The following is a 12,486-nucleotide window of genomic DNA, read 5'->3' as shown; positions in this document are numbered from 1 at the left end:
GTAAATTACCCGGTTTACTTTGCCACGACAGGGCCTACCGCCAGAACGTTGTAACTGACCTCAGCCTTGAATTGTTCGAAATTCTTGTTGAAATGCTCGATCAGGGTGTTGGCCTGTTTCCGGTAGCCGTCCTGATCGTTCCAGGTATGGATGGGGTTGAGCATTTCCGGAGGAACGCCAGGGCAGGTCCGGGGGATGGACAGGCCAAAGAACTCTTCAGTCTGGAAGGGGACTGAATCAAGCTGTCCGGTGAGCGCCCCGCGGACCATCGAACGCGTATACGGCAGGCGAATCCGATTTCCTGTTCCAAAAGCGCCGCCGCTCCATCCGGTATTGATCAGCCATACCTGGACATCGTGGCGCTGGATCTTCTGGCCCAATAGGCGGGCATACACATTCGGCTCCAGGGGTAGGAAGGGAGCGCCAAAACAGGTTGAGAAGGTCGCCTGGGGTTCTTTCCCGAGGCCCTTTTCGGTTCCGGCCAGTTTTGAAGTATACCCGGACAGGAAGTAATACATGGCCTGGTCGGGGGTTAACTTCGCAATCGGAGGAAGAACGCCAAATGCGTCCGCGGTCAGGAAGAAGATGTTTTTCGGATGGCCGGCGTAGCCTTCCGGAACATTGTTGAGAATGAAATCGATCGGGTAAGCGCCGCGCGTGTTTTCAGTCCGCCGGTCGCTGTCGAAATCGATCGACCGGTCGATCGGATTAAACGCGACATTTTCGAGAACGGCACCGAAGCGGTGGGTGGCCTGCCAGATCAAAGGCTCAAGATCGGGTTGCAGGCGGATCGTTTTTGCATAACAGCCGCCTTCAAAGTTGAAAACGCCGTCATCCGCCCAACCATGCTCGTCGTCCCCGATCAACCGGCGATCGGGATCGGACGACAGGGTAGTCTTCCCGGTGCCGGACAGACCGAAGAACAGGGCCACATCCCCCCGGTCGCCGACATTGGCGGAACAATGCATGGAAAGGACACCTCTATGCGGCATGAGATAGTTCATGACCGTAAAGATGGATTTCTTGATTTCACCCGCGTACCCTGTTCCGCCGATCAGTACGACCTTGCGGGTAAAGTCAGCCAGGATAAAGGCCCCTGAATTGGTGCCATCATCGGCAGGCACACAAACGAAATCGGGTACCTGAATGATCGTATACTCGGGACGGAAATCGGTCAGCTTTTCAGGGGGCAACCGGATCAGCAAATCGCGGGCAAACAGGTTGTGCCAGGCCTTTTCGGTAATAACCCGGACGGAAAGATGATGAACGGGATGCGCGCCGACCTGCAAATCCTGGACAAAGACATCTCGATTTTGTAAATAGGCAGTCACTTTTCGATAAATCTGTTCGAATTTCTCAGGCGCAATCGGCCGATTGACCTTTCCCCACCAGATATCTTTATCATCGTCGTTCGCGTTTTTGACAATGAATTTATCGTTTGGAGACCGGCCGGTATACTGGCCGGTGTTGACCATCACCGCGCCATCGGGTGATAATTCACCTTCCTGGCGAAGGATGACCTGTTCGACGAGTTCAGGTGTGTTGAAATTCCAATGAGCCGTTCTGATATTGATGAGTTGATGCAAATCCAAGCCAAATTCGCTTGGAATACCCAGATTTTGCATTGTTGAAAGCTCCTTTGAGATTATTATTTCACTGGCTGTTCGCCCCGGTTAAGCGGGGGAACCAGTACCAGAGGATATCCATTGCAGGTTTTCCATACGTCGAGGTGGATGCGTCTTGCAAAGCGACCGGGGGATAGAATCCTCTGGTGATCACACCCGAAATCCAATCCCGGGTATTCATTGCGCCAAGCGCGGCATTGTATAAATCAACCTGGGCCTGAAGATCGACAGGGATGTTTTGCAGTTCCAGATAGGGCTGCGAAAGAGCCACATCCGGCAGACAATTCCCGTTCAGCGTGACGCACTGCCGGGCGGCGCCGGACGCCGAGGCAAAATTCAAAGCCAGAATCACCGGAATCCCATCTTCAGATTGGAACGGTGCGATTTCTTCATCCAGCAGGCGACCGAACTCGGTCTCCAAATCCGATTCGATGGGTGAATCAGAGGTCGTCAACGGGGCCGCCCAATCCAGATAAATTGCATCGAACAGGCTGACCGGCAGCGGCGAACTCAGTGGATTCCCGGTAAATTCCTGCTGCCACAGAACCTGGCCGGTGAAACGCGACCGGGTGTCGGTGATCACTTTTTCCCAACGCGCTTCGATATCCTCGGGCTGAGTGGCCGGCGTTCCGTTTGCCAGGGTCGCTTCAGGATAAGCAGGGGAGAGGGATGGGTCGCCCAAAATCAGGGCAGTGACATTATTTTGCGCGGCGAAATCGGCTGCATTCCGCAGGAAGGTGGCATACTGTTCGAAGAAACGATCCCACCAACCGGCGTCCTTCGCGGCTGCTTTCCACCAGTCCTGGCTGGCCACTTCGAATTGAACGTACGGCGCAAGGACAACACGCAGGCCGCTTTCATGGGCCAGAGATACCTGCTGGGCCAGATCGGACCATAAGGCATCGTTGCCCGGAACCGCTTTTAAGACAGGCGCGGCGTCGCGGGTGAATGTCCAGGTCATGGGAATGACTACATAGTTGGCGCCAATCCCTTTCAGGGTTTGAAAGCTTGCACTGTAATGGGATTGCCAGTTTGGGTTGTAATCCGATTGTAGTTCAGCGCCGGCCCAGAAGGCAGGGCCGCGGCTGGAAATATCGGGTGCCAGGACCGTGGTTGGCTCGGAAAGGGTTTGCCACCAGTGCCATTCGGTCACCGTATCGGTGAAGGTCTGGACGGTCGAGCTGGTGGTAAAAGTCTTGCCGGTGGATGCCGGACCGGCCGTATCGACACTATCCGCCACACCGCACTGTTCGTTTCGGCAATAACGATAACCCACATTTCCGAGAACGCCCATCGGGTTATACAATATATAGGTGTATTGATGGTTGCCCAACGGCCACATCGGAATCGGTTCCATCCAACCAAAGGGGTTGAACTGGATGGACACCGAATCGGTTGCCGGCGTATTTTCGGGCACGGTCACTGTAAATGTAATGGGCGCCGAGGACGAGGCGTTCCAGGTTCCGATTTGATCTTCAATGGTGGTATCCGCCTGTGGAACGATCAACTGGCGGGTGAAGAAATTGCCATTCGTGGCAAGTTCACCATTCCAAAAGCCGTCGCCAAGCGTGTATTTATAGCGCAGGTCGAATCCGGCCGGCAGCGTCAGGACGATCGAATAACTGCCGTCGTCGCGCAAAGTCAATAACGGCGCCCGGCTGGCGATGACGCTCATCCCGCCCGACAGATCGGCATACGTATTCCCCAAAGAGAACAGGTTGCCGACCATGCGAATCGGAATGCCCGCCAGGCTACCCTGCGGAGGTTTGACCACAAAACTGACGGTGATCATCTGGGTGGGGTTCAACGAGATGACTGCCGGGGTGGTTGCTCCGTCTGCGATCGTCGCGCCCTGTTGGAAGGTCACATATTGGCCGTCCAGGCTGTAAGCGACCAGCGTATGTGTACCGACCGGTATTCCTTCCAGCAGAAAACTGCCATCCGAAGCGGTCAGGGTCGAAACGCCGGCGGCGGAAACCATCAAACTGGGTATGGGTGAATTCGTCGCGGCATCCAGGACCTGGCCGCGGATCCGACCGGTTTGCCCACTGAAGGGTTGGTCATTCCACGCGGCAATCGAATCCTGAACCTGGTCCGGACCGGTAACATGATAGGTCCGGTAACGGATTTGCTGATTTGTGCTGTCATACTCGACCGCCGGCGGTGTGCCCTCGCGGATGTACCGGTACTTGATCAGGCTGCCGGCCGCGAAAGCCAGCTTGGCCGAAAAACGTCCGTCGGCAATGGCCGTCATGGCATACCGGGATGGATTGAGCGCCAGGCCGGTGACTTCATCCAGGACTTCCAGGCTCAAACTGGCAGAGGCCGCAGCGCCGGCCGGCAGGGAGACATCGAAAGTGATTTCAGCCAATGGTCCGCTGGCCGAAGAATTGGACGCTTCCGGCGCGGGAATATTTCCGGTGGTGGTACAGGCGCCCAGAAGGAGTGAAGCGCTTAAGAAAATGAAAACGATCAGATAGAAGGACCGGCGGCCAGCAGTGTTCATTATGCCCCTCCAAAATGGACCCATAACGTACAGAGTCGACCTCGCGTCTGTCCGCTCTAGGTCGTTCCTCGTAACGTAGAGTGCAATTTTTGTAAAATCTCTTGTTGTCGATTTGCCAGACTACCCAGCACCCCGTTGACAAAACGGGGTGTGCTGTCAGAACCAAACATTTTCGCAAGCTCGATGGCTTCATTGATGGCAACTTTAATCGGTGTGCAATTTTCGACTGCAAATTCCCACAAGGCGATGCGCAGGATATTCCGATCGATGATCGCCACCTGATCCATGGGCCATTCGGGCGCGTGTTCGGCAATAAACGCATCCAGCTTATTTGTAATCGGAAGAACTCCCTGGATGATCTGCCGGCTGAAATCAGCCAGCACATTTTCCATGGGATCTTCAAGCAACCGCTCTTCCAGCACTTCCTGGGGAGAGTGGCCTGTCATATCACATTCGTAAAGGACTTGCAAGGCAACGCAGCGCGCCTTGGTGCGAGACTTCATGGTTTTTTATGCAACCGGTTCTGAATAATCGATATCTTCGACATGAACGTTGACCTTGCCGACTTCCATGCCGACCATTTCAACAATCGCGCGGGCGACTTGATTCTGAATGAGCCGGCTGATATCACGCACATTTACATCCCGGCGCAAAATCACATACAGATCCGCATAGACCTGGTTGTTCTCAACCGTGATTTTCACCCCTTCTGAAGCGCCAGGCTTGAACAGACGATTGACCTCGGGTGCCACTGTGGCAAGTTTGCTCACTCCGGGCACGCTAAGGGTCGACAGCTTTGCAATTTGTATTAACACATCCGGTGCGATGGTTGTTTTTCCGGGTGATCTTGTTTGATCAGACATAGTATCTCCGTGGTAAAACGCTCGAAGTTCTCCTGTATTATACACGTGATTTGCATTTACTAAGCAAGATCGCCTGCCTTCGATGTCTCCCGAACCTGGGTCAAAGCCCCAATCGACACCAGAAAGAGCACGCCGTAGATGGCGAAAAGCAATACATAACCCATTTCAGGGGTCTTCGGCATTTGCGTGGCCAAAAAATCCGCCATCGGGCCGCCAATATAGGCGCCAATTGCGCCGGCCCCGGCGCCGGCCAGGTTGGAAATGCCCAGGAATCGCCCGGCCTCTTCTTTGGGTACAATTTCCGTGCCCAACGCCCAGTTGGCAGTGTAGAACAATCCCATGCCCATACCAATGATGCACCCGCCGATATAAATCGCGACCAGACTCGGCGCTGCCAGAGCGAGCAGGGTTCCGCCAGCGGCCAGTAATCCCGCCCAGGCGACGATGCGCCGGCGGCCGAACCGGTCGCTGAGCCAGCCGCTGGGCAGCGCGCTGGCCAGGATGAAAACGCCAACCAGCATGGTCAGGCGCGAGGCCGGACCGGCGGCTTCAGCCTGCACGTAGCCCAGGCGGGCCTGCATGAAATAGATGGCGAAACTGGCCAGATTATTGGCCCCGATCAGAAAAGCCAGCCGGTTGATGACCCACCAGCGGAAAGATGGATCCTTCCGCAGCGTTTTACTTTCAACGCCGATCCGCAAACTGACCGTAACGCCGCCGTAGACAGCGATTACCATGCCGATCAGGCTCATCAAACCGGTCGTTGCCAACAGCATGCCGTAATTCAAACCGCCCAGCAGGGGCTGAATCGATCGTACCAGCCAACCGATCCCAAGGATGACCAGCGTGAAGGCGCCGGTCATCAAGGCCAGGCGAAGCAGCTCTTTCCAATCCACGGGTTGGGGCCTGGCTTGGTTGGGCTGTTCCGGCACCAGCAAGGTCACCAGCATGCAAAAGATCAGAATGACCATGAGGATCAGCAACGCGCCCCACAGGTTATGCCTGCCAACCAGGCGCGCGATGGTAAAGGATACCAGGATCAAGGGAATGGGGATTTCCAGTAAAGCCTTGAAGGCCGAGAACCGGCCGCGCTTCTCGAGCGGCACCAGGTCGGGAATGATGCCCTGCGTGGCGCCGTGGGCGGTGTTGGTGGTGACCATCAGGAGGATCATCGTACCAAATAAGAACCAGTATCCCGAGAGGCCCTCCAGACCGGCAGAAAAGCCCACCAGCGCGATCATGACCAGATCACCCAGGGTGCCGGCCACAATGAACGGCCGGCGGCGGCCCCAGCGCAGCGTCGAACGATCCGAAAGCATGCCCATCAGGGCCTGCACCAGGATGGCGACCATCAAAGTCCACAGGCGTAAATTGCCGTAATACGTGCCCTTGAGCTGCTCGCCGACGAAAGATTGGACCAGCAACGGCACAACCAACGGCGTCATGGTGTTGGATAAAGCCGAAAGACCCAGCCAGTAGATGTTGAAGGTCAGATAGTCATACCAGCGGAAAAGGCGATTCATTTGAAAACGGGGTATCCTTTGGATTGCAGGATGGATTGTACGAAGGAAAGGCTCCGGCTCATCACCAGTTCATATTCCTGATCCAGAATGATGCAATGTCCCGAATTCTTCATCCAGACCAATTCTTTACGGGGCGATGAAATTGCGTCGAAAATGATTTGTGAGCTGTTCGGATCGATCGTCCGATCCTTTTCACCCTGCAGGATCAAGGTGGGTTGGGCGACCCGCTTCAACCGCGGCTCGACGTACTGCTGAAATCGGTACATCTGGTAGGCCGCCTTTACCGGATAGGCGGTGTATCCCTGCCAGGGGAGGGGTTCGGTGGATTTTCCATTGCTGCGTTTGGCCATGATCGAAATAAAGAATCGGGCAAACCGCGCCCGCCGGATGTTTTTTACCCGCAAGGCCGGCGAATAAGCCAGCACGCCGGACGCTTCGGGATGCAGGCTGGCCAGTTGGAACGCCAGCAGACCGCCCAGTGATTCACCGCCCACGAATACACTTTTGCAGGTGGATTGGAGCATTTGATAACCCTGGTCCGCGGCTGCGGCCCATTCCTGCCAGAGTCTTTGATTGAGATCCTCAGGCGAGGTGTTGTGCCCGGGCAGCAGCGGGCCGGCGACGCTGAATCCCGCGCGCCGGAAATACTCCGCCAGGGGGCGAACCTCGACGGTGGTGGCCGTGAAACCGTGAATTAACAGGATCCCGGTCGAATTGCCGGGCCAGAAGAAGGCCGAGCCGTCCATATCCGCGTTTTGCATCCTGCAACGATCGGCCATTTTCCCTCCCGGGATGCCCCTGTGAATCGATCAATCTTTGTGAAGCAACGGAATGGTGTTAATGGCCCGCGGCAGGATCGCCACGCGCCGGGCAGACGGCAGAATTTGAAGCGCCAGATCGAGAGCCATTGCCGGATCACCGGCCGGGACGAGGTGAAGCCTTCGGACCAGGTCCGCAGCCATCTCGGACACCAGAATCACCTTGATCCGCACCAGCTCACGCGCGAATTGGAAAGCCTTGTGCGGTCCAACGTGGAAGTTGATTCGGTCGAATTTCGCCAGGGCTTCTTCGGCGGAGGCGGATTGGGTCATGAAGGTCTCATAACCCACGCTGCCGCTGCCTTCCGGGCAGGCACCGACCAGGATCACCACACCGCCGTCCCGCGTGAGCATGGAGGCGTGCGTCAACGCCTTCTGGGCCTGATACAGGTTGATATCTTTGGGGTGACCGCCCACCGAGGCAATCACCAGGTCGTACGGCCCGTGCGTGGCGGTCTGGCACACCTGGCGGGCAACGGGGATGCCGGCCTGCATCACACCACCCGGCGAACCGGCGAAAACTTCTACGATTTCCTTCTTTTCGTTGAGCACGGCATTCAGGGCCAGGTCGATTCGGCCCAGGCGGCCGATTTCCTCGATATCCTGGCGCAGGGGGTTGAGTTCGTATTCGCCCGTGCGCGAATGGGGATCCAGCAGCAGGCTGTGATTGCGGTCGATCGTCTCCCGGCCGGCCAGACCGATTGAAAAAGTCTTGGCGCCGCCGGAAAAACCGGCAAAATGGTGCGGCTCGATGTTCCCGGTGACGATTTTGAGATCGGCCTGCAGAAAAGATTTCGAACATAGAACGGGCGTTCTGCGAGATGTAGTCCCCAGCGATACCAGGCCAGTGGGGTCATCGCAATCGTGGCTGATCAGCGGATAGCGTTCTGCCAGGGCAGGGGGGAGCAAAGCCGCCATTTCCGCCTGCGCCATGGGCAGGTGCGTACCGGTCGCGAAGAATAATTGTATGCGTTCGGGCGGGATTCCCAATCCTTCCACTTTCTGCAATAAAGGCGGCAGCAGCAGATGGAGCGGGACCGGGCGCGTCTTATCGTTGACCGCAATGGCGGCGGACTGCGCGCTGCGAAACTGTTCCAGGCCCTTTCCGTCCACCGGCTTCTCGAGCGCTTCCTCGACCGCGGTCAGGGGATGTTGGGTCCCAGGCACCGGGGCGGGGGCGACCCAGTCCACCTGAAGCGTCTCCGGGAGGGAAAATTCGAGCGTCCGTTTTCCATAGGGTAGTGCATAAGTTGAACGCATCCGCACCTCGATCCGCCTGTTATGAAAGCGCCTTGCTGGTGGATAATGCCACCACGTCATCGGCGCGCAACTGCATGCAGACCACTCCCTGAACGACACCGTCCGTCTCTGGCACTTCGTTGACCGGGAAACGGATCACCTTGGCCAGGCGGGAGGCCATAAAGATGTCGTCGTTGGGATCGACGACCAGCGCGCCGGCGATTTGATCGCTGCGCATGGCGATCTTGCCGCTGCCGCCGGTCGATTTGTTGGGGGCGAAAGAACTCATCTTGCGCACAGTGCCGCGCCCGTCCGCGCCGGCGATGAACACCGAGCTTTCCTCGCTGACGGAGAGCACCGCAACCAGGCTGTCGCCTTCGGCCAACCGGAGGCCAAGATCACCCTGCGGATTGACCAGCTTTTCTGAAAAGCGAATGCCCATGCCGCGCCGCGACAGCAGCAGCAGGTCGAGGCTGCCCGGCGACCAGCACACGGTGGTGAGCTGTCCGAATTCCTCCGGCTTGAACATGGCCGTTCCGGGGCGCATGTGCTCGCCGAAAAGGTGGTGGCGCAGAATGCGAATACGGCCGCGCTCAGACGCCAGGGCCACAAACCCGCTGGCGCGATCCGGCAGGACCGCGACGTAACGTTCGCCTTCTTCGAGCGGGAAACGAATGGTCAGGTCTTCGCCTTTTGCGCGAACTTCACGGGCGTCCATCTTGCCGACCGGCAGCCGGAAAACGCGCGCCAGGTTGGTGAATAGGAGCAGGCTGGTGCTCTCCGGGCAGACTTGCAGCGCCGCCGGCAGATCCGGCAGATCGATGTCCAGGTCGAAGACGCCCATGCCGCTGCGGTGCTGGCGGCTGTACAGGTGACGCTGGGTGCGTTTGATCTTTCCGTTCGCGCTCAGGCTGATGAGGCTGTCGGTGGTCGGTTTTTCTTCCGGCAGGGCGGTCTCATGATGAATTTCGGGTTCTTCCTCGTGAATCGTTACGCGACTGCGTTTGCCTTCCAGAAAGGCGATGCGCGCTTCCAGCGATTCGATATAAGCCAGAACATCTGTTCTGATATTCGTCAGATCCGGTCTTTCCATGAGGTTTCTATCCTCCATTCGATTTGATTTGATTTTATCATCGCAGTGGGGGAGCGGACGATGAAAATCAGGTCCAAACAGAATATTGCAATCCACATGGAAGACACCAGAAGGATTTTGATGATTCGATTTGGATGATGGATTTCAGTGTTAAGCGAATGACGTTCAAGTCATTTGGCGGGGGGGGAGGCATCTATAACTAGCATATAATCAATGTTATCAATATGATTTCGATAAGAATTATTATCGAAAGCATTATAGAATTGGAACAAATTGGCCCTGTAGGGTATTTTCAGACAATCCTAATCAATTGGGATAAAGGTCTTCTGTATCTTTTTCAAACGCTCTCTGGTCATTGACAATTCATATTGCATCAAAAAAACAACCGCGTCGGGCATTTCTATAACCTGACGCGGTTGATCACATATCGAATGACGCGTTACCCGGCCACGGAGACGCCGATCAACTTGCCGATGCCAAAGGTCACCAGCGCGGCCAGCAGGCCAAAGATCACCATGCGCATGCCGGAATACAGCACACTGCGCCCGGTAAATAACGTGATGATGGTGCCCAGCAGGAACAGGCCGATCGTGCTCAGGCCGATGCTCAGGAGGATGGCGCCCGAGCCGCTCATGAAGATAAACGGAAAGACCGGAATGATGGCGCCCAGGGCGAACAGGATGAAGGACGTGATGGCCGCTTCCCAGGCCGAGCCGCCCAGTTCATCCGGATCCACGCCCAATTCTTCACGCGCCAGCGTGTCCAATGCGCTGTCCTTGTTTTCCATAATCTTCCTGGACAGGCCGGTGGCCTGATCCTTCGACAGCCCGCGCGTTTCGTAGATCAGCGCCAGTTCTTCCGCTTCCTCATCCGGCGACTGTTCGATTTCCTCTTTCTCGATGCCGATCTGGTGCGAATACAGTTCGCGTGAGGACTGCACCGAAAGCCATTCGCCCAGCGCCATCGAACACGCGCCAGCCAGCAGCCCGGCCACGCCCGCAATCAATATGGCCCGGTTATTCATCGAAGCGCCGGCCACACCCATGACCAGGCTGAGATTCGAAACCAGGCCATCGTTGGCGCCCAACACGGCCGCTCGCAGCGCGTTTCCGCCCGTGGAACGATGGCGCCCCTCCAGCATTGCCAGCGTGCTGCCTTCCATGCCACCGCGCACACCCCGGCGCAACTGTCCCAGAAGGATCGAATGCGATTTTTCATCCCCGATGATATCCTGAGCCTCGGGATCGACGGCGTAGCCGCCCGTCCCGTTGTTCTCCATGGCCTGCAGCCCGGGCAGAACCAGCTCGGGGCCAAATCGCCTGGCTAGACGGATGAGAATCCGGGTCCGCCAGCTCAATCGAAACACCGGCACCTGCCCACCGGCTTCTCGAAGCATCTTTTCCCACTTTTCGGCGTGCTTGATTTCGACCGTGACCATGCGTTGATAGACCTCGGCGATACGCTGATCTTTTTCAACGTCCGCCAGCGCTTGATAAATGGCCGCGCTGTTGCGCTCGTCGTCGATATACCGGTTATATTTTTGAATATCATTGGATGCCATAATTTTCCTCCCAGGATGTAATCATTATATTTTATTCCTCTTTTCTCCGGATATCGATTTTGGGATCATCCTCCCCCACTCTCTCGCGAAACATATCCAAATGTCAAATTTACCACTACTATACGAATATTATTATCAAAAAAAGTATACTTATGCGAATATTCTAGCAGGCTTTCTATCTCGGTTGCCCCCTTCTCGGACCGTCCTTCGGTATCGATCGAGACTTTTTATGAGATAATGAACGCATGCCCGATGACCCCGGTTCATCCTCGCTGACCATCACCCAGGCTGCGGCTGCCTATCTGGACAGCGTTGCCCTGGCGCGCAGCCCCAACACCGCGCGCACGTATCAAAACGGCATGGCCGCCTTTCTAAAATGTCTGGCGGATACCGGGCTGGACCCCAAAACCAACGACCTGTCTGCGTTGCGCGAGGATACAATCACCTGGTTTGCCATGGGATTGAAGGGCTTTGCCCCCACCACCGAACGCCTGTACCTGACCGCAGCGACGGGATTCTTCGAATACCTGGCCGGAGAGAATCTGCGCCAGGTCAACCTGGCGCGCATTCGCCTGCTCATCCGCCAGCGCGCCCGGCGGCCCGGTGTCCGCCTGCCGCAGTTTCCGGCGGATGCGATCGATAAAATTATTCAGGAAATCACTACTACACGAAGTTTTGAAGGCGTCGAGGTCGATGAAAAGCTGCGAATTTTACGCGATCGCGCCTTTTTGCTGACGCTTTGCGATACCGGCCTGCGGGTGCACGAAGCCTGCGGCCTGCGGAGGGGCGACCTGGATTGGAACACCGGCCAGGCGCTCATCATCGGCAAGGGTAACCGCCAGGATATCGTGCGTTTTTCCAGGCGCTGCCAGGCTGCCCTGAAAGATTACCTGGCCGCCCGCTCAGCCATCGACGGCGCCGGCGGGAAGGCCCTGGCGGCCCTGCCCCTGTTCGCCCGCCACGATAAGGGCGCCGGCAAGAAAATCAAGCCCATTACCACCACCACCGGCCGGAATATCGTCAACGAGGCCGTCCGCTCAATCCTGGGCGAGGAAGCGGTTGGCACCATCACCCCGCATTCCTTCCGGCACTATTTTGTCACCCGCGTGCTGCGCAGTTCACACAACCTCAAACTGGCCCAGGAACTGGCCCGCCATCGCAACATCGCCGTCACCCAGCGCTACGCGCATCTGAGCAACGACGAACTGGACAAGGGTTACTACGACGCGATCGAAGAAGACAATTCAGCGAGTTGATT

At 56.8% G+C, this 12,486-nt stretch carries 10 protein-coding genes; 1 reads left to right on the top strand and 9 read right to left on the bottom strand.

Going from position 1 to position 12,486, the window contains the following annotated elements:
- Window positions 1-14 precede the first annotated feature (14 nt).
- The 9 genes from pckA to LARV_RS12320 form a co-directional block, all read right to left on the bottom strand.
- Window positions 15-1,625: a phosphoenolpyruvate carboxykinase (ATP) gene (pckA, locus tag LARV_RS12360; protein WP_075073925.1), complete on the bottom strand. Its 1,611-nt coding sequence runs from the start codon at window positions 1,623-1,625 to the stop codon at window positions 15-17.
- A gap of 28 nt (window positions 1,626-1,653) precedes the next feature.
- The gene (locus tag LARV_RS12355) at window positions 1,654-4,131 is read right to left on the bottom strand and encodes a glycoside hydrolase family 113 (RefSeq protein WP_075073924.1); all 2,478 of its coding nucleotides are present in this window, start codon (window positions 4,129-4,131) and stop codon (window positions 1,654-1,656) included.
- A gap of 56 nt (window positions 4,132-4,187) precedes the next feature.
- On the bottom strand, window positions 4,188-4,634 hold the full coding sequence (gene nusB, locus LARV_RS12350; protein ID WP_075073923.1) for a transcription antitermination factor NusB: 447 nt from the start codon (window positions 4,632-4,634) through the stop codon (window positions 4,188-4,190).
- 6 nt (window positions 4,635-4,640) lie between these two features.
- A complete protein-coding gene (locus tag LARV_RS12345; protein ID WP_075073922.1) occupies window positions 4,641-4,994 on the bottom strand; it encodes an Asp23/Gls24 family envelope stress response protein in 354 nt (117 codons plus the stop codon).
- A gap of 59 nt (window positions 4,995-5,053) precedes the next feature.
- Window positions 5,054-6,517, bottom strand: a complete 1,464-nt coding sequence (locus tag LARV_RS12340) for an MFS transporter (RefSeq protein ID WP_075073921.1) — start codon at window positions 6,515-6,517, stop codon at window positions 5,054-5,056.
- Window positions 6,514-7,296 carry an alpha/beta hydrolase gene (locus LARV_RS12335; protein ID WP_075073920.1) on the bottom strand — a complete coding sequence of 261 codons (783 nt, stop codon included), beginning with the start codon at window positions 7,294-7,296 and terminating at the stop codon, window positions 6,514-6,516. The genes LARV_RS12340 and LARV_RS12335 overlap by 4 nt, the downstream gene beginning before the upstream one ends.
- 30 nt (window positions 7,297-7,326) lie before the next feature.
- Window positions 7,327-8,595: a nickel-dependent lactate racemase family protein gene (locus LARV_RS12330; protein ID WP_075073919.1), complete on the bottom strand. Its 1,269-nt coding sequence runs from the start codon at window positions 8,593-8,595 to the stop codon at window positions 7,327-7,329.
- 19 nt (window positions 8,596-8,614) lie between these two features.
- Window positions 8,615-9,667: a DNA gyrase C-terminal beta-propeller domain-containing protein gene (locus LARV_RS12325; protein WP_075073918.1), complete on the bottom strand. Its 1,053-nt coding sequence runs from the start codon at window positions 9,665-9,667 to the stop codon at window positions 8,615-8,617.
- A 439-nt stretch (window positions 9,668-10,106) separates the two neighbouring features.
- The gene (locus LARV_RS12320; RefSeq protein ID WP_075073917.1) at window positions 10,107-11,228 is read right to left on the bottom strand and encodes a VIT1/CCC1 transporter family protein; all 1,122 of its coding nucleotides are present in this window, start codon (window positions 11,226-11,228) and stop codon (window positions 10,107-10,109) included.
- Window positions 11,229-11,473: 245 nt separating this feature from the next.
- On the opposite strand from LARV_RS12320, the gene LARV_RS12315 reads away from it, so the two are divergent.
- Entirely contained in the window at window positions 11,474-12,484 is a 1,011-nt protein-coding gene (locus LARV_RS12315; RefSeq protein WP_075073916.1) for a tyrosine-type recombinase/integrase, read from the top strand.
- Window positions 12,485-12,486 lie beyond the last annotated feature (2 nt).

It is taken from the genome of Longilinea arvoryzae (assembly GCF_001050235.1).
Lineage (GTDB): Bacteria > Chloroflexota > Anaerolineae > Anaerolineales > Anaerolineaceae > Longilinea > Longilinea arvoryzae.
This window is presented reverse-complemented; position numbering and strand designations above follow the sequence as displayed.